Below are 16,929 nucleotides of genomic sequence, written 5' to 3' on the forward strand. Positions count from 1 at the left end.
GATGAAACCACCCAGCAGAACGCTGCACTGGTTGAAGAGGCCGCTGCTGCGGCTGAATCCCTGGTCGATCAGGCCAATCAATTAGCCGATGCTATTAGTCAGTTTAAACTGGAGGGCGTGGCCGCTGGCGGGTTTTCCAGTGCGCACGCAAACACGCACCGCGTGTCTGAGAAAAAACGTGCAGTCAACCTGACTGCTATGCATAAACACAAAGGCAGCCCAAGCCGTGGCGCTGGTGATCCGGGCAAGTTGCTCAAAACGGGCACGCACGATCATAGCTGGGAAAGTTTTTAAGCGCCAAATTGCCTTCTGTAGCAGCTCATAGGGCTTAAATCCCCCTGTTTGCTGCTGCAAAAGCTAAATGGCTCGAATAATCCCCATGATCAAAACCACCCTGCCAGGTAAGTAATTACGACGATAAGAATTTCTTTAGGGGGGCAATTACCGCAAAAGAACCAAATTTCCCCTTTTTACATGCAATTCAAAAGTGGCTTGCATGCTGAATAATCGCTGACATAGGTCGATAAATAGACCAAATAATAAATTATCTGGATCTGGAAAAAAGGAGTGAAACGCATGTTCGCTGATCAATGGGGTGCGCTTGCGGGAAGACTTTCTCGTACTAAGCTTTCATTACAACTGACGATGATACTGGGCGTGCTGGTATGCAGTCTGTTGGCACCACTGGTTTTAAATACCGGCTCAGGTATGGGTTTCATGCTTCATGCAGGATTAACGCTGTTGGCCATATTCATGGCATGCGGTCTGACCGCTTCAGTGAAGCACGTGGTAGGTGGCGAGCCCTTGCAAACACTGCAAGCCGCACAATCTCTGGCGCAGGGTGACTTTGCTGTGCAGACAAGCGCAGCCACAGCCTCGGTGGCAGATGCAATCAATCAGTCAAAAGCCGGTTTTGCAAACTTCAAACAGCAATTGGCGCTGATAGAAGCCGAGCATGCCAAAGGCAACCTTAACGCGCAGCTGGATGTGACTGCGTTTGCAGGGGAGCTGAGCCAGTCTGCCGCAAGCGTGAACCATCTGTTAAACATGCATGTGGCCAGTATGGAAAAAGCCGGCCGCGCCGTTGAGGCGCTGGGTCGTGGTGAGCTGAATACGCAGCTTGAACGCTTGCCAGAACATTTGCATGCCTTCAATCAAGGCTTCGATGGCCTCAAATCTAACGTACAGGCATTGATTCAGGACCTGACAGCAATGTCTAAAAACCATGCCGAAGGTGAAACGGATGCGCGTTTGAATAGCGGTCAATTACAGGGTGATTTTAAAGTGGTGGCTGACGTTGTGAATCGCATGATTCATGGCTATGTGACCGAAACCGAGCGCTTTATTGCAGTCATGGACAGTATTGGCCGGGGTGACCTGACGGCGCAACTGGAAGCCATGCCAGGCAAGAAAGCCGCCATGAACAAGAGCGTAGATCGTATCCGCGGCAACCTGAAAGGGATTGTAGACTCTGTAAACTGGGTCAATGCCGAGCACGAAAAAGGCAATATTGATATGACCCTGCGTGCAGACATGTTCAAAGGCCAGTTCTCATTATTGGCTGAAAGTATCAACAATATCGTGGCTGGACATATCGAGTTGAATCAAAAAGCCATGGCCTGCGTACAAGCGTTTGGTGATGGTAATTTTGATGCACCGCTGGAGCAGTTCCCAGGCCTCAAGGCAAAAATCAATCAAACCATAGAGCAAGTGCGCAGCAACCTGAAAGCCTTGAATGCAGACGCCCAAATGCTTGCTGAAGCCGCCAAAGAGGGTCGTGTCACCGTCCGCGCCAATGCAGACAGACACCCAGGCGATTATCGCAAGATTGTGCAAGGCATGAACAATACGCTGGACATGATTGTAGAGCCAGTGTTGACGGTGAAGACCGCAGCGGAATCTATCAATATTGCTGCCAAGGAAATTGCCCAGGGCAATGCTGACTTGAGTCGCCGTACTGAGGACCAAGCAGCCAACCTGGAAAAAACAGCCTCCAGTATGGACGAGCTCGCATCGACCGTGAAACAGAATGCCGAAAACGCCAAGCAGGCGAATAATTTAGCTGCACAGGCCTCACAAGTTGCCGTCAAAGGTGGCGAGGTTGTCGGTGCGGTGGTGGCCACCATGAGTGATATCAATGAGAGTGCCCGCAAGATTGAAGACATTATTTCCGTGATTGACGGCATTGCCTTCCAGACCAACATTCTGGCGCTAAATGCAGCGGTAGAAGCAGCCCGGGCCGGTGAGCAAGGTCGTGGTTTTGCAGTGGTGGCGGCCGAGGTGGGTAGCCTGGCGCAACGCTCATCCGTAGCCGCACGTGAAATTAAAGAATTGATTACTGACTCCGTGAACAAAACAGCAGAAGGTAGCCGTCAGGTGCAGGAAGCTGGAAACACGATGCATGAAATCGTGGATTCCGTGAAACGGGTCAGTGTGATTATTGGTGAAATTGCATCGGCATCGAATGAGCAAAGTGCCGGCATCGCCATGGTCAACGATGCGGTGATCCGCATGGATGATGTGACGCAGCAAAACACAGCTTTGGTTGAAGAGGCTGCTGCGGCTGCAGAATCCCTGATGGATCACGCCAACGAGCTGGCTAGTGCAGTAGGGGTATTTATTGTGGATGGACAGGCAAAAGCGTCCAGCCATCGCGCAGGAAATGCAGACTGGGACGACGATTATCGTCAGGTCAGCAACGGTTAGGGCAGGGTAGCGAATGCCCTTTAATAAAGTAGTACTTTTTATATCAGGAGTTAAAAATGGCAGTGATTGATCGAGTATTGATTGGCGAAGGTTTAGTCATCGAAGAGCGTCCAGAAGGTGGTTTGGATTTGAAAAATGTGGCCCACATTGACTTGATTATGGGTCCACGCGGTAGCGCTGCAGAAGACGCATTTTGTCGTACGCTCACCGACCAAAAACAAGGCGTAAACGGTTTGTTGGCGATTGCAGCGCCAAACATGATGGTAAAACCAAACACCGTAATGTTTAACAAGGTGACCATCAAAGATGGACGTCAGGCAACACAAATGTTTGGCCCGGCACAACGTGGTGTAGCGATGGCTGTAATGGATTGCGTCGCTGACGGTACGATCCCGCTGGAAGAAGCAGATGATGTATTTATCTGTGTTGGTGTATTCATCGACAGTAAAGCTGACATGGATGACCGTATCCAGGACTGGAACTACCGTGCAACAAAAATGGCGATTAAAGCCGCCGTTGCGCGTGAGCCTAAAGCTGCTGACGTTGTGAAGCAGTACAAGGAAGCGCTGCATCCATTTGCTGCACAAACTCCGGAAGCACAAAACCGTCGTGCTGAAGACAAAGCTGCTGCCTTAGCAATTTCTCAAATGCAAGAGCGCAGCAAGCATGCAAAAAACAGCTATGAAACCCAAGTTAAAGATGATCAGCAAGTTGATTTGGCCATTTCACAAATGAGAGAGCGTATCAACACGACACGCGCTTAATTCTGGCAGTGTATGCCCGCGGATTTGCATAGGATAACGAAGTGAGTGCATTAAAAAAACAAGAGCAAGAAGATCGCGAGTTTTTGTTTACGCGCGATGATTTCGTCAGAATTAAAAGTCTGATTTATCGCCATGCAGGCATTTCATTATCCGATGCAAAGACCGATATGGTCTACAGCCGAATCGGAAGGCGTTTGCGCGCGCTGGACATGAATAGTTTCAAACACTATCTGGACACGCTCGAGCAGCAGAACAATGCGGATGAGTGGCAGGCATTTACCAATGCGCTAACCACTAATTTGACCTCGTTTTTTCGGGAAGAACATCATTTTCCGATTTTGGCCGAACATCTGGTGAAGCTGTCAGCCAACCGGCGAGGAAAACCGCTACGCATCTGGTGTTCTGCGGCATCGACGGGCGAAGAGCCTTATTCGATTGCGATCACCGCTTGCGAAGCGTTTAATAGCTTGAAACCGCCTGTAGAAATTGTTGCCACAGACATTGATACCAATGTGCTGGCGACGGCGAGTGCAGGCGTGTACCCGCTAGACCGGGTCAAGAAAATGGATGACGGTCGTGTACGCAAATTTTTTGAACGTGGCACAGGCAAGCATGACGGCCTGGTCCGTGTCAAAAAAGCCGCCCGTGACCTGATTCATTTTCACCAATTGAATTTACTGGATGCACAATGGCCATTTCATGATGGCTTTGATGTGATTTTTTGCCGCAATGTCATGATCTATTTTGACAAGCCGACACAAGGCAAAATCATTGAAAAATTTGTCAACCTCATGCATGAAGACAGTTTGTTATTGGCAGGCCATTCAGAAAACTTTTTGTATGTGTCCGACCACCTGCAACTGTTGGGAAAAACCGTCTATAAATTAAAAACCAGTGGCGCGGCACGTTCCAGCCTCTTTACGCATCGGAAATCGCTATGAGTGTCATGCAAGAAGAAATTTCTAACACCCTGTATTTTGACAGAACATTTAATTGCAATGCTGCCAAAATTTCACCAGGGGAGTATTACTACACAGACAAGGACATGTTGATTGTCACCGTGCTTGGGTCCTGTGTTTCTGCCTGTATCCGTGACAGCCGTACCGGCATTGGTGGCATGAACCATTTCATGTTGCCCGAGGGGGGCAGTGCAGACAAGGACAGCCCGATCTCTGAGTCGATGCGCTATGGCACTTATGCCATGGAAGTCTTGATCAACCAGCTGTTGCGTAACGGCGCCAAGCGCGAAAACCTCGAAGCTAAAATTTTTGGGGGCGGCAACGTCTTGCGCAGCTTTACCACCAATAACGTGGGTGATCGTAATGCTGCGTTTGTCAAAAAGTATCTGAAAGAAGAAGGGATTAAAGTCACCGGCGAAGATTTGCTGGATATTTATCCCCGCAAGGTTTATTTCTTTCCCAAAACCGGTAAAGTACTGGTTAAAAAGCTGAAACAATTGAACAACTACACCTTGGTCAAGCGCGAGCAAGCTTACTCCAGCAAGCTGCAAACCAACGATGTGGGTGGAGATATCGATTTGTTCTAATAATAATTAAAACAAGGGGTTATGCCATGAAAACAAAAGTGCTGGTGATTGACGACTCGGCATTGATACGCAGTTTGTTGAGCGAAATCATTAACGACACCAAGGATCTGGAAGTGGTTGGAACCGCACCGGATCCGCTGGTCGCGCGCGAGATGATCAAGCAGTTGAATCCGGATGTACTCACGCTGGATGTAGAAATGCCACGCATGGACGGTCTGGATTTTTTAGAAAAACTCATGCGTTTGCGTCCGATGCCCGTGCTTATGGTATCCACGCTGACAGAAAAAGGCTCTGAAATCACTTTGCGTGCACTGGAGCTGGGTGCCACCGACTTTGTCACCAAACCCAAAATGGGCATTACCCAGGGCATGCAGCAGTATGCCGCCGAGATTACTGACAAGATCCGTGTTGCTGCCAGAGCGAAAATCAGCACCTTGCAAAGTATTGCCAAAGCGTCTAATACGCAGATACAACAAAGTCCCATCCGCAATCCGCTCATCAGTAGTGAAAAACTGCTGATTATTGGCGCCTCTACTGGCGGCACCGAAGCGATCAAGTCCTTTTTAATGCAGATGCCTTCTGATTGCCCCGGCATTTTAATTACCCAACACATGCCTGCAGGCTTCACCAAGTCCTTTGCTAGTCGTCTGGACAGTCTGTGCAAAATTGCCGTCAAGGAAGCCGAAGATGGTGAGCGCGTATTGCCTGGCCATGCCTATATCGCGCCAGGGGATCAGCATTTACTGCTCGCCAGAAGTGGCGCCAACTATGTCACCCGTTTATCTGACGCCGAGCCGGTGAATAGACATAAGCCATCAGTCGATGTATTGTTTGATTCAGCGGCTACAAACGCAGGTAAAAACGCCGTCGGGATCATTTTAACGGGCATGGGCAAAGATGGCGCCGCGGGCATGTTGCGCATGAAGAATGCCGGCTCTTTCAATTTTGCCCAAAACGAAGAAAGCTGTGTGGTGTATGGTATGCCACGCGAAGCGGTTGCGCATGGTGGTGTTCACGAAGTCGGGCATTTAAAAGACTTGCCACGTCTGGTGCTACAACATCTTGCAACTAACAGTGAACGCGCCATTCGCGTATAGTACTGTGAGGAATAAACCGGTAAATCCCAGCTTTATCCTGATTAGCATTGACCATGGTTCGTTCCATAATACAGGCTACGGGATTAGTAATTAAATGATAGCGGAGTAACAAATGGGCAACCCAAATACTAAATTTCTGGTAGTGGATGATTTTTCTACGATGCGTAGAATTGTTCGCAACCTGCTCAAAGAACTTGGTTATAACAATGTTGAAGAAGCAGAAGATGGTGCAGATGCCCTCAACAAGTTGCGCAATGGTGACTTTGAATTCGTGGTTTCCGACTGGAATATGCCCAACATGGACGGTTTGACCATGTTGCAGAATATCCGTGCAGACAGCAAATTATCCAAATTGCCTGTATTGATGGTCACTGCCGAGGCAAAAAAAGAAAACATTATTGCTGCGGCCCAGGCCAAAGCGAGTGGCTATGTGGTGAAGCCTTTCACTGCTGCCACACTTGAAGAGAAGTTATCCAAAATCTTTGAAAAATTGGAAAAAGGCGAGGTGTAACCATGACCGAAGCGATCAATCCGAATCAGGATCATGCGGCGATGGATCTTGCCTCTAACCTGATTTCCACGATGAGTCCCAATCAGCAAGAGGAAATGATCAGCCGGATTGGACACATGACCCGCTCCTTGCACGATAATCTGAGTGCGCTGGGCTATGACAAGGTGCTGGAACAAGTTGCGCAGGAAATTCCTGATGCCAGAGACCGTTTAAGTTATGTGGCAAAAATGACTGAACAGGCGGCTGAGCGTGTGCTGAACGCCACTGATCTGGCCACGCCTTTACAGTCAGAGTTATCTGATCGGGCTGCAGTGTTGAAGCAACGTTGGGAAGAGGTCATGCAGCGTGCTTCGCTCAAATCGGAATACGATGCTGTTGTCCATGAAACACTGGAATATATGTCACTGGTCAGTCAACACACATCGACGACCAAATCGTTACTGATGGATATCATGATGGCGCAGGACTTTCAGGATCTGACCGGCCAGGTGATCAAGAAAGTGACCTCACTGGCACAAGACCTGGAGAGACAATTGGTGCAAGTGTTGGTAGATTTTTCTCCTGCGGCCAAAAAAGACGAGGACTCCTTGATGAATGGTCCACAAATTGATCCACATAACACCGTGGATGTGGTCGCCAATCAGGAACAGGTGGATGATCTGCTCGAAAGCCTGGGCTTTTAATTCTCAGCATTTATCCAGTGTCATCCTGGCAAAGGCATCTTAGGATGCCTTTTTTATTGATCAGGCAGACTTCTACTTATTAAAGCCCGACGCGCTCTTCGGGTTTTAGCGCAGCGAGTTCCTCATCCGAATATAAGCGGCCTCGGGTGATAAAGGCCATGCCACTGCCACAATCGAGTGAAAATGAGCCACTCGAGCCCGGCATCGCATCGAGGATGGTGTGCGTACTGTGCATAAAACTGAAATGACTGTCACTCATGTAAAAAATAGCACCACCGGGCAAGGTTCCCAGTTTGACATCCATCGGACTGGCGATGTATTCGGCAGCTGGTAGGCACATCGGGCCACTGCCTTCACAACATCCGCCTGATTGAAAAAATACAATTGGGCCATGCTGGGCGGTTAATTGCTCAATGAGCGCGATGGCCGCTGGCGTTGCAGAAACACGTTCAGTCATGCTCTTCCCCTGTTTATATTGTGATAGATAGATAAAAAAAGGAGCGAAAAATTCGCTCCTTTAGATCAAACAAATGTCTGTTTTAGCATTCCCGCCAAGATTTAGAAGAATCCCAGTTTTTTCGGGCTGTAGCTGACCAGCAGGTTTTTGGTTTGCTGGTAGTGGTCCAGCATCATTTTATGCGTTTCACGGCCAATGCCAGACTCTTTGTAGCCACCGAATGCGGCATGCGCAGGATAAGCGTGGTAGCAGTTAGTCCAAACGCGGCCAGCCTTGATGCCACGGCCCATACGGTAAGCGCGGCTGCCGTCACGCGACCAGACGCCTGAACCCAGGCCGAAAATGGTATCGTTGGCAATGCTCAGTGCTTCAGCTTCATCTTTAAAGGTGGTCACTGCCAGCACAGGTCCAAAAATTTCTTCCTGGAAGATGCGCATTTTATTATGACCTTTGAACAAGGTCGGCTTGATGTAATAGCCTTCAGCCAGATCACCGCTGAGTACATTACGCTCACCTCCGCACAATAACTGCGCACCTTCCTGACGACCAATATCCATGTAGGAGAGGATTTTGTTCACTTGGTCTTGGGATGCCTGCGCACCAATCATGGTGTTGGGGTCAAGTGGGTTACCTTGTTTGATGGCGGCAACACGTGGCAATACACGCTCCATAAACTTGTCGTAAATGGATTCCTGGATTAACGCACGGGAAGGGCAGGTACAGACTTCACCCTGGTTAAATGCAAACAGCACCAAGCCTTCTACGGCTTTATCCAGGAAATCATCATCGGCAGACATGATATCTTCAAAGAAGATGTTAGGCGATTTGCCACCCAGTTCGAGGGTTGCTGGAATCAGGTTGCTGGCTGCAGCCTGGGCAATATAACGACCGGTGGCTGTCGAACCAGTAAAGGCGATTTTCGCAATACGCTTGCTGGTAGAGAGTGGGGCACCTACCTCACGGCCAAAGCCGTTGACGATGTTGATGACGCCAGGCGGAATCAAATCAGCAATCACTTCCATCAGGATCAGCAGGCTAATCGGCGTGAACTCTGCAGGCTTCATTACCACCACGTTACCCGCGGCCACAGCTGGCGCCAGTTTCCAGGCGGCCATCAGAATAGGGAAGTTCCACGGAATAATCTGGCCGACCACGCCTAGTGGCTCGTGAAAGTGGTAGGCAACGGTATGTTCATCCAGTTCACTAATGCTGCCTTCTTGCGCACGCAACGCCCCGGCAAAATAGCGGAAATGATCTGCTGCCAATGGAATATCGGCATTCATGGTTTCGCGGATAGGCTTACCGTTATCGACGGTTTCCGCAGTCGCGATCAACTCAAGGTTTTGCTCGATGCGATCAGCAATTTTCAGCAACAAGTTGGAGCGATCAACGACAGAAGTCTTGCCCCATTTATCGGCTGCTGCATGCGCTGCATCCAATGCTAATTCAACATCCTCGGCGCTAGAGCGTGCAGCTTGTGTGTAGGGCTTGCCAGTAATAGGCGAGATGACATCAAAATATTCACCTTTGACCGGTGCAACCCATTTTCCACCGATAAAGTTATCATACTTGGCTTTATAGGGCACTTTAACGCCCATCGCCTTGAGAAGATCCAAACTCATAGTAACTCCTGTGTTTTTTCTATTAATATCGTAGCAGAACTGCTCTCCAAACCGCCTACATCAAATCGCAACTATGTATCGCGATAAACATACGTTAACACCTTATTTTATAAGGCTTAGCCGTGTGTTTGTGTGCTAAACATTAAACCTTAAAAATAACAAAAGCAAGCTTTTTAGCCAACTTTATACTGTTTTATAAGATAGCAGACCTGACATCTTGCTAGCCCTAAAACAGGCCATATGAAGTGTGAAAGTCGCCACTGATTACACCATAAAATGATTTGGCGTCTTTAACTTTTATGGGTATAATCCCGCCTTATTTCGGAGAGATGGATGAGCGGTTTAAGTCACCACCCTGGAAAGGTGGCATAGGGGCAACTCTATCGAGGGTTCGAATCCCTCTCTCTCCGCCAGCAGTAAAATAAGGCCTGTTTTCTGTTACTAATCAATAAGTTACGGATAACAGGTTTTTTATTTTTACCTTACGCTTTTACCTTACGTTTGCGTGATGTTCCTAGCTCGTTGATATTTATTTTCAACGTATATATAAGTAATAGACAATGCAACACGCTTCAAAACAACTAGAACAATCCATCATCAATGAACTGAAGACAGTCACCAGCGTGTTCAAGCACACCCCTGAAGAACTCCTCAAGATGGCTATAGGTATGTCAGCAGGTCTGGCTCTAGCTGGCTTGAAGTGTCCGATGTTGGACTTAGCGATATCCTCAGACAATATTCCTTTGATGATTCAGGGCGGTCTGTTGTCTGATTGATTAGCTTACATAGATACAGACATTAATACCCTTGTACTTTAGTCAACTATTCAGAAAATAGGTAGCGAAAGAGTCCCTTTAAGGGTCTGCTTTCACTACCTATTATCGTTTCTACTGCTGTGGCGCTAAGAGTTTCTCTAAGGTAATTCGTCTAGACATTTATTTGTTGCACGTATCAACTTCCCGTTTTTTAAGTGAAAGGTCTCTATATCAAAGCAATTTTTAGCATTATTTCTAGAGTAAAGCTGCCTATGAATTTCTATATATTTCTTACCATCCCAAGACCAAATAGACATATGCCCATGCATGGCAGCTCCACCTAACTCTTTAAGCTGTTTAAAACCATTTGTTTTTTTATTTAATACTTCTAAGAATCCAGTTCCTGATACATCCCAAATGAGATGCGCGGTGTTATGTTTCATTTGGAAAATCCACATTGGGCAATAGTAAACACCACATAAACATGTACTGGCAGGCTTTACCAAATAAGTCTTTGAAGATTTATTCAGGTGAATAGTCTTAACCTCAAACATATCTTCTGGTTTTACACCTTCGCAAAGCGCTATGTCCTCTCTCATCTCTTTATTCAGATAGGTGCTAATTGGCGCAGGAATCTTAACCGGCTTTGTAAAGTGTTCTTCGATGCTGAAGTCTTCAGAGGCACTAGTTTCAAAGGAAACAAGGAGAAGGAGGAGGATAATTATCTTCATCAAGTTACATTTTCGACTTCAGATAATTCACAAACGATGTACAGGACAATAAGAAATAGCGAGCATCTGCCTGAGTAAGATTGTCTTCAGCTAGCATCGCATGTCTAATGCCATCAGCGTCACTTGTATATGCGTAAAGCTTCTCAAAGCCATCTTTTAGCGCCCTGTGAAGCTGACCATTCTTTTCGAGAGCCTTAAGAGCGTCACTGAGCATCGCTTTATTATTTCCTGTTAGTATCTTCGCCATGCTCTCAACAGCCGAAATTGATTCTTTAATTGAATTGCGATAGTCAGGATTAACTCTATCCGCGTATAACTCTAAAGCTCGTTGTAAATGCATAGTCACGCCAGTGAATTGAGTATCGGCTAATGCTTCATCTAGCAATCGCACCTCTTGCTCGCTCGTAATATCTGTCAATTGACCATTAACGAAACGATAAGCGGATAGTTCCCTTTCTAAAATACCATTCAGCGCTTCATAAATGTGACTGTTTAACCTGACAGTGAAATTCGCAACAAACTCTATAAAGTCATAAACCTCATTCCATGATGCCTTGAAATAATAGTTTCTAATCGCCTCAAGAATTTCATAACCATGTTGAGGCCTTTTATCAACAGGCAGCTTGAAATAATTTGCCCACAGAAATCTGCTAAAAGGTTTAATGCCTGCAACTCTGTAACTATCGGCGGAAGTAAAGTTTTTGGTAGACCATAACATCATGTCTAATACGTTCCATAAACTATTACGTAAAGCATTATTCATTGTTTCAATCTGGATAACTTCAGGTCTGGGTTTTAAGCCTTTCCGCTCACTGAAAGACATCGTCATAATTAGTTTTTCTGATAAAGATTTATAACCTCCCCACTTTAGCGTGCATAAAAAAACAAATCAACTAAGGTCAGGAAGAGGGTACGCCAGCTTCTCAATGTCCACCTTAAGTACACTCACAGGTGCAGGCTTGTTGTACACCTTGCCCGTAGTGCCATATTTCTCATGGCCGACAAAATCCTGTATGTGTGTTGTCTGCACCCCAGCATCATCCAAGAAGGTAATAAGCGAATGTCTGAAACTGTGAGTGGATTTGTCTTTATTGAAGCCCAAACAAGTCTTAAGCGTCCCGAATCGCTTACCTGTGGCATTAGACCTCTCGCCGTATTTATTAAAGGTCAGACCGGATAGTAAGTAACGATCCTTAGAGTTTTCCTTAAGACGCTTCACTACAGGTTCAATCTTGCTGTGGATAGGGATAGACCTTATCCCAGCTTTAGTTTTGGCATCTGTAATGTTAAAGGCGTTATCTGAGACATCTTCAACCTTCAGGCTACATATCTCTTCAATGCGTGCTCTCCAGTGTAAGCCGCAAGGGACATCAGGTCTACAAGGTCTTGTTTGCCTTTGAGGTTGGCCGTATTCCATAGAAGTAATACTTCCTCTTTCGTCCATGCGTCCTTAGCGTCAGCTTTGTCTTTTTTCTTGCGCTTATGTGAGAGGATGTCTCGGAATGGCTCAAGGTCAGCTATAGACTCCTCATACGGTTGTATATATTTTCAATAGTTCCGGCAGTCGCTTATGTATCTGTTGAAGCCTTTACTCCTTTCTCTCCGCCAAATAAAAAAAGCACCCAATAGGGTGCTTTTTGTTTAATGTAGACCGTTATTTCTTTTTCTCTGCTACTTTTTCGGTTTTATTAGCCTCAGCCGCAGTTGCTTTCTTGGCGCCGACGCTCACATCTTTCTTCAGGTTTGCCAACGTTGCCTGGCCTATGCCTGGCACTTGATCCAGCTCTTCCACTGACTTAAAGCCACCACTCTTTTTTCGATATTCAATGATAGCTTGCGCCTTGGCCGGACCGATACCATTCAGGCTTTCAAGTTCAGCCTGGCTGGCTGTATTGATATCAACCACCGCATAAGCGGCTGGCAATAAAAGGAAATACATCAGGTAACCCATAAGCGTTTTCATCATATGACCTCCAGAATCGTTAAGTATAAAAAAACAGGCATTGCGCCTGTTTTTAATTCTACTGAGGCCGTTCCTGATCGGAAGGTTAACGTCCTTAAATTAATTTAAAAATGTTAAATATTTTTAATAATTGTATTTAATGCAACAATCGGGTCATCTGCTTGTGTAATTGGCCTGCCTATCACCAAGTAGCTGGCGCCTAATGCGATGGCATCTGCAGGCGTCACAATTCTGGTTTGATCGTCCTTTGCAGAGTCCTTCGGGCGAATGCCCGGGGTGACCAGACAAAAGTCAGGCCCCAATGCTTTTCTGAGCATGCTGGCCTCTTGTGCTGAACAAACTACACCATCTAAGCCAGATTGTTGTGTCAGTGTGGCCAATGCGAGTACCTGTTCAGGCAGGGCGCGCTGGATCCCCAAACTATGCAACGTTGGCGCATCCATACTGGTTAATACCGTGACAGCGATTAGCAGCGGCGCTTGATCACCAAAGGCTTTATCCAAGCCTTCACGTGCAGCCTGCATCATGGGTTGCCCACCACTGGCGTGAACATTGACCATCCATACGCCTAAATTTGCGGCGGCCTGACAGGCTTTTGCCACAGTATTCGGGATATCGTGAAATTTGAGATCGAGGAACACATCGTATTGCCGCGCAACCAGTTGTTCGACAAGCTGAGGCCCGGCGGCGGTAAACAGTTCCTTACCCACCTTGAGTTTACACAGGCTTGGGTCAAGCCGATCTACTAGCGCGATTGCCGATTTGGCATCTGCATAATCCAGGGCAACAACAATTTTACTGTCGGTCATAAAGGAATTGTCTTAGGAATGAAACGGGTTGGGGAAGGGCGCCAAACGGTTTTATTTTCGTTTAAGTAACTTGATATCTCGAATGGTCGCTTCAGTGGGTTCGGGCGGCAGCGACTCCCAGGCATTACAGGCTGGGCATTGCCAATGATATTGTTTGGCCCGGAAACCACATTGGTCGCAATAATAGGCGGCACGGTCACCAATGGCATTGCGAACGGTTTGCTGCATCAACTGTAAATCATGTTGTTCATCCTGGAGCATGGCGCGCGCTTGGAGCAATTGATCCAGCGATTTGAGGCTGGGTTTGCGGATCAACTCGTTACGGGCAAGTTTTGCCGCTTTATCCGCACCTTCAGCCTGCAGGGTGGCCTCATACAACACCGACATAATGCTACTGAGTTGATACAACTCCAGATAGTAATGGAGTTGGCTCAGGCCTTCCTTTAAGCCTCTGGACAGTTTGAGGTCGCCTTCGCTTTCCTCTTCACCATACAGCGCAGCATAGCTTTTAAGCATTTTTTGCGCGACCAGGCCCAGATGTTCTGGATGCTGCATTTCTATGCGTTTCCAAAGTGCAATCGCATCAGAATGGTGGCCTTGATGTGCAGCGATATCGCCCAATAAGACATTTGCGCGTACACAGTTCTTATTGGCGTCCAGCGCTTGTTCGAGTTGGACTTTTGCAGAGGACCAATCCTGCTTGATCATGGCATTGGCAGCCAATTCACAATAATACTGAGCGACCTCTTTGCGATAAGAGACGCCTGACGAACGCTCTAATTCGGTGGCAATGCCAATGGCGAGTGACCATTCGCGTTCCTTGACATAAATCTCAAGCAGGTGACGTAAGGCCGCTTGTTCATAGCGAGTATGGCGCAGTGTTTGAAAAATTTCTTCGGCACGATCATATAGGCCTGCCTTGAAGTAATCCTGCGCCAATTCAACTTTGATTGATGTCGATTGCTGCTCGGTGAGTTCGTAGTTTTCTAGGAGATTTAAGTGCAAGTGAATCGCGCGGTCTGTCTCACCTGTGCGGCGAAACAGGCTCCCCAATACAAAATGCAGTTCCAGGGAGTCTTTGTTCATGTAAAGCGCCTCACTGAACGCATCCACCGCTTTGTGGTACTGGTCAGCAATGAGCAGATTCAGACCTTTAAAATAGGTGGCTGGCAATGAGGTGGATTCAGCAATCAGTTGCTTGATATCCACGCGGGCTGCAATCCAGCCCAATGTAAAAAACAGAGGCAGAATCAATAACCACCAATACTCGAATTCAACCAGCATAAAAGCTCTCTTGTTTGATCACATGACATTTTACCCAAGCGCTCCTCAATGCGCCATCAATAGCGGTCTGAGCGGCCAAAAAAAAACGGTATCCGAAGATACCGTTTTTTACTGCTGAATCACAAAAATTAAGATTCGATCGCGTCTACGCGGTCACGCAACTCTTTACCAGCCTTAAAGTGCGGCACGTATTTCGCTGGCACCTGTACTTTGGTACCAGTTTTCGGGTTACGTCCCAAACGAGGCGGGCGGTAGTTCAAGCTAAAGCTGCCAAAACCGCGTATTTCGATACGCTCACCTGTTGCCAGGTTTTCCGTCATTGCATCAAGGATGGTCTTGACGGATAACTCTGCGTCTTTCAGCACAAGTTGCGGAAAGCGCTGGGCAAGCAGGTCTATTAGTTCAGATCTTGTCATGATCTAAAGCCTTCTTATTTTTTGCTATCCAGTTTGGCTTTCAGCAAAGCACCCAGGTTAGTTGTCCCGGCAGAAGCTTCATCAATCATGACATCATCCACTTTTGCTTTTTTGGCTTTTGGTTTACCACCTTTGTCTTCGCCAATTGGTGCGCTGTTGCCGCTTGGATCTTCAGTCAACTGTTTAACGCCCAGAGAGATACGCTCTTTCTCAACATCAATGCCCAAGATAACAGCTTGCAGCTCATCACCTTTCTTGAAGTTGCGGATCGCTTCTTCGCCAGACTGAGTCCAGGACAGGTCAGACAAGTGTACCAAGCCATCAATACCGCCTGGCAAGCCAATGAACACACCAAAGTCAGTGATAGACTTGATCTGGCCTGAAACTTTGTCGCCTTTAGCGTGGGTTGCAGCGAAATCATCCCATGGGTTTGGTTTGCACTGTTTCATGCCCAGTGACAGACGACGACGGTCTTCGTCGATTTCCAAAATCATCACTTCAACTTCGTCGCCCAGTTGAGCGATTTTGCCCGGGTGGATGTTCTTGTTGGTCCAGTCCATTTCAGACACGTGTACCAAACCTTCAATGCCTGGTTCTACTTCAACGAACGCACCGTAGTCAGTCAGGTTAGACACTTTACCGAACAGGCGTGTACCGACTGGGTAACGGCGGCTCAATGCCACCCATGGGTCGTCGCCCAATTGTTTGATCCCCAGAGAAACACGGTTTTTCTCTTGATCGAATTTCAGGATCTTGGCTTCAACTTCTTCACCAACGGTCAGCACTTCAGATGGGTGCTTCACACGGCGCCATGCCAAATCAGTGATGTGCAACAGGCCATCGATACCACCCAGATCCACGAACGCGCCGTAGTCAGTGATGTTTTTAACGATCCCTTTGATCACTGCACCTTCTGTCAGGCTGCCCAGCAATGCTTCACGGTCGGCACCCAAGGTGTCTTCCATCACAGCACGGCGGGAAACCACGATATTGTTACGCTTGCGATCCAGCTTGATGACTTTGAAGTCCCACTCTTTGTTTTCGTAAGGAGTGGTGTCTTTAACTGGACGAATGTCTACCAGTGAGCCTGGCAAGAAAGCCATGATGCCGCTGACAGAAACGCGCAGACCGCCTTTAACACGGCTGCTGACAAAACCTTTAACTACACGGCCTTCGTTCATGGCTTCTTCCAGATCCAGCCATGCTTGCATTTTCTTCGCTTTTTCGCGAGAAAGTTGTGTAGAACCAAAACCATCTTCCAGTTTTTCGATCGCTACTTTAACGAAGTCGCCAACGGCAACTTCCAGTTCGCCTTGTGCGTTTTTGAATTCACTGGCGTTAATTACGCTCTCGGATTTCAAGCCGGCGTTCACGATAACGAAATCATTGTCTACAGAAACTACTTCGGCGGTGATTACTTCACCAGCGCGCATTTCCTGGCGGGCCAGGCTTTCTTCGAAGAGGGCTGCAAAAGATTCCATGGAAGAGGATGTATTAGAAATAGAAGCCATTAAAAAATTGTCCAATTTTTACTCGCATGAAGACAGGCATCTTGCAGCGAGCCATTGCAAGGCAAAAGCGCCAA

18 protein-coding genes, 1 tRNA gene and 1 pseudogene are annotated in these 16,929 nt (G+C 47.3%); 10 read left to right on the forward strand and 10 right to left on the reverse strand.

What is annotated here, in order from left to right:
- The 8 genes and pseudogenes from INP77_RS00005 to cheZ form a co-directional block, all read left to right on the forward strand.
- Window positions 1–294, forward strand: a pseudogene (locus INP77_RS00005) (methyl-accepting chemotaxis protein); the annotation flags it as partial.
- A gap of 282 nt (window positions 295–576) precedes the next feature.
- The gene (locus INP77_RS00010; protein ID WP_194746680.1) at window positions 577–2,706 is read left to right on the forward strand and encodes a methyl-accepting chemotaxis protein; all 2,130 of its coding nucleotides are present in this window, start codon (window positions 577–579) and stop codon (window positions 2,704–2,706) included.
- A gap of 56 nt (window positions 2,707–2,762) precedes the next feature.
- Complete coding sequence (fae, locus tag INP77_RS00015; protein WP_194746681.1) at window positions 2,763–3,470, forward strand: formaldehyde-activating enzyme; 708 nt, start codon at window positions 2,763–2,765, stop codon at window positions 3,468–3,470.
- 41 nt (window positions 3,471–3,511) lie between these two features.
- The gene (locus INP77_RS00020) at window positions 3,512–4,411 is read left to right on the forward strand and encodes a CheR family methyltransferase (protein ID WP_194746682.1); all 900 of its coding nucleotides are present in this window, start codon (window positions 3,512–3,514) and stop codon (window positions 4,409–4,411) included.
- Window positions 4,408–5,016, forward strand: coding sequence for a chemoreceptor glutamine deamidase CheD (cheD, locus tag INP77_RS00025; protein WP_124551641.1), 609 nt, complete (start codon window positions 4,408–4,410; stop codon window positions 5,014–5,016). Before INP77_RS00020 ends, cheD begins: the two co-directional genes overlap by 4 nt.
- A 26-nt stretch (window positions 5,017–5,042) precedes the next feature.
- Entirely contained in the window at window positions 5,043–6,113 is a 1,071-nt protein-coding gene (locus INP77_RS00030) for a chemotaxis response regulator protein-glutamate methylesterase (RefSeq protein WP_194746683.1), read from the forward strand.
- A 112-nt stretch (window positions 6,114–6,225) separates the two neighbouring features.
- Window positions 6,226–6,624 (forward strand): chemotaxis response regulator CheY, encoded by a 399-nt coding sequence (cheY, locus tag INP77_RS00035; protein ID WP_194746684.1) that lies wholly within the window; start codon window positions 6,226–6,228, stop codon window positions 6,622–6,624.
- Between the two features lie 2 nt (window positions 6,625–6,626).
- On the forward strand, window positions 6,627–7,307 hold the full coding sequence (cheZ, locus tag INP77_RS00040) for a protein phosphatase CheZ (protein WP_194746685.1): 681 nt from the start codon (window positions 6,627–6,629) through the stop codon (window positions 7,305–7,307).
- Window positions 7,308–7,386: 79 nt separating this feature from the next.
- On the opposite strand, the gene INP77_RS00045 is transcribed toward cheZ, so the two are convergent.
- Entirely contained in the window at window positions 7,387–7,764 is a 378-nt protein-coding gene (locus INP77_RS00045) for a DUF779 domain-containing protein (RefSeq protein WP_194746686.1), read from the reverse strand.
- Between the two features lie 101 nt (window positions 7,765–7,865).
- Window positions 7,866–9,386 (reverse strand): aldehyde dehydrogenase family protein, encoded by a 1,521-nt coding sequence (locus tag INP77_RS00050; RefSeq protein WP_194746687.1) that lies wholly within the window; start codon window positions 9,384–9,386, stop codon window positions 7,866–7,868.
- A gap of 323 nt (window positions 9,387–9,709) precedes the next feature.
- On the opposite strand from INP77_RS00050, the gene INP77_RS00055 reads away from it, so the two are divergent.
- Window positions 9,710–9,799, forward strand: a tRNA-Ser gene (locus INP77_RS00055).
- A 147-nt stretch (window positions 9,800–9,946) separates the two neighbouring features.
- The gene (locus tag INP77_RS00060) at window positions 9,947–10,162 is read left to right on the forward strand and encodes a hypothetical protein (protein ID WP_194746688.1); all 216 of its coding nucleotides are present in this window, start codon (window positions 9,947–9,949) and stop codon (window positions 10,160–10,162) included.
- Window positions 10,163–10,299: 137 nt separating this feature from the next.
- Here the strand turns inward: INP77_RS00060 and INP77_RS00065 are convergent, their stop codons facing one another.
- The 8 genes from INP77_RS00065 to rpsA form a co-directional block, all read right to left on the reverse strand.
- On the reverse strand, window positions 10,300–10,872 hold the full coding sequence (locus INP77_RS00065; protein ID WP_194746689.1) for a hypothetical protein: 573 nt from the start codon (window positions 10,870–10,872) through the stop codon (window positions 10,300–10,302).
- Window positions 10,873–10,876: 4 nt separating this feature from the next.
- Window positions 10,877–11,701: an AbiJ-NTD4 domain-containing protein gene (locus tag INP77_RS00070; protein WP_228518618.1), complete on the reverse strand. Its 825-nt coding sequence runs from the start codon at window positions 11,699–11,701 to the stop codon at window positions 10,877–10,879.
- Between the two features lie 60 nt (window positions 11,702–11,761).
- The gene (locus INP77_RS00075; RefSeq protein WP_194746690.1) at window positions 11,762–12,289 is read right to left on the reverse strand and encodes a tyrosine-type recombinase/integrase; all 528 of its coding nucleotides are present in this window, start codon (window positions 12,287–12,289) and stop codon (window positions 11,762–11,764) included.
- Window positions 12,290–12,526: 237 nt separating this feature from the next.
- Window positions 12,527–12,838 carry a ComEA family DNA-binding protein gene (locus tag INP77_RS00080; RefSeq protein ID WP_194746691.1) on the reverse strand — a complete coding sequence of 104 codons (312 nt, stop codon included), beginning with the start codon at window positions 12,836–12,838 and terminating at the stop codon, window positions 12,527–12,529.
- A 110-nt stretch (window positions 12,839–12,948) separates the two neighbouring features.
- On the reverse strand, window positions 12,949–13,644 hold the full coding sequence (pyrF, locus tag INP77_RS00085) for an orotidine-5'-phosphate decarboxylase (RefSeq protein WP_194746692.1): 696 nt from the start codon (window positions 13,642–13,644) through the stop codon (window positions 12,949–12,951).
- Between the two features lie 51 nt (window positions 13,645–13,695).
- Window positions 13,696–14,928, reverse strand: coding sequence for a lipopolysaccharide assembly protein LapB (lapB, locus tag INP77_RS00090; protein WP_194746693.1), 1,233 nt, complete (start codon window positions 14,926–14,928; stop codon window positions 13,696–13,698).
- Window positions 14,929–15,056: 128 nt separating this feature from the next.
- Window positions 15,057–15,344: an integration host factor subunit beta gene (locus INP77_RS00095; protein WP_018985241.1), complete on the reverse strand. Its 288-nt coding sequence runs from the start codon at window positions 15,342–15,344 to the stop codon at window positions 15,057–15,059.
- 14 nt (window positions 15,345–15,358) lie between these two features.
- A complete protein-coding gene (rpsA, locus tag INP77_RS00100; protein ID WP_194746694.1) occupies window positions 15,359–16,855 on the reverse strand; it encodes a 30S ribosomal protein S1 in 1,497 nt (498 codons plus the stop codon).
- Window positions 16,856–16,929 lie beyond the last annotated feature (74 nt).

This window comes from Methylophilus sp. 13, assembly GCF_015354335.1.
Taxonomy (GTDB): Bacteria; Pseudomonadota; Gammaproteobacteria; order Burkholderiales; family Methylophilaceae; genus Methylophilus; species Methylophilus glucosoxydans.

What these genes read in the sequence shown, in the direction of transcription:
- INP77_RS00010 (WP_194746680.1), top strand. Translation starts at nt 577, where the DNA reads ATGTTCGCTGATCAATGGGGTGCGCTTGCGGGAAGACTTTCTCGTACT.
- cheY (WP_194746684.1), top strand. Translation starts at nt 6,226, where the DNA reads ATGGGCAACCCAAATACTAAATTTCTGGTAGTGGATGATTTTTCTACG.
- rpsA (WP_194746694.1), bottom strand. Translation starts at nt 16,855, where the DNA reads ATGGCTTCTATTTCTAATACATCCTCTTCCATGGAATCTTTTGCAGCC.
- fae (WP_194746681.1), top strand. Translation starts at nt 2,763, where the DNA reads ATGGCAGTGATTGATCGAGTATTGATTGGCGAAGGTTTAGTCATCGAA.
- pyrF (WP_194746692.1), bottom strand. Translation starts at nt 13,644, where the DNA reads ATGACCGACAGTAAAATTGTTGTTGCCCTGGATTATGCAGATGCCAAA.
- INP77_RS00060 (WP_194746688.1), top strand. Translation starts at nt 9,947, where the DNA reads ATGCAACACGCTTCAAAACAACTAGAACAATCCATCATCAATGAACTG.
- INP77_RS00075 (WP_194746690.1), bottom strand. Translation starts at nt 12,289, where the DNA reads ATGGAATACGGCCAACCTCAAAGGCAAACAAGACCTTGTAGACCTGAT.
- lapB (WP_194746693.1), bottom strand. Translation starts at nt 14,928, where the DNA reads ATGCTGGTTGAATTCGAGTATTGGTGGTTATTGATTCTGCCTCTGTTT.
- INP77_RS00050 (WP_194746687.1), bottom strand. Translation starts at nt 9,386, where the DNA reads ATGAGTTTGGATCTTCTCAAGGCGATGGGCGTTAAAGTGCCCTATAAA.
- INP77_RS00080 (WP_194746691.1), bottom strand. Translation starts at nt 12,838, where the DNA reads ATGATGAAAACGCTTATGGGTTACCTGATGTATTTCCTTTTATTGCCA.
- INP77_RS00065 (WP_194746689.1), bottom strand. Translation starts at nt 10,872, where the DNA reads ATGAAGATAATTATCCTCCTCCTTCTCCTTGTTTCCTTTGAAACTAGT.
- cheZ (WP_194746685.1), top strand. Translation starts at nt 6,627, where the DNA reads ATGACCGAAGCGATCAATCCGAATCAGGATCATGCGGCGATGGATCTT.
- INP77_RS00030 (WP_194746683.1), top strand. Translation starts at nt 5,043, where the DNA reads ATGAAAACAAAAGTGCTGGTGATTGACGACTCGGCATTGATACGCAGT.
- INP77_RS00045 (WP_194746686.1), bottom strand. Translation starts at nt 7,764, where the DNA reads ATGACTGAACGTGTTTCTGCAACGCCAGCGGCCATCGCGCTCATTGAG.
- cheD (WP_124551641.1), top strand. Translation starts at nt 4,408, where the DNA reads ATGAGTGTCATGCAAGAAGAAATTTCTAACACCCTGTATTTTGACAGA.
- INP77_RS00095 (WP_018985241.1), bottom strand. Translation starts at nt 15,344, where the DNA reads ATGACAAGATCTGAACTAATAGACCTGCTTGCCCAGCGCTTTCCGCAA.
- INP77_RS00070 (WP_228518618.1), bottom strand. Translation starts at nt 11,701, where the DNA reads ATGACGATGTCTTTCAGTGAGCGGAAAGGCTTAAAACCCAGACCTGAA.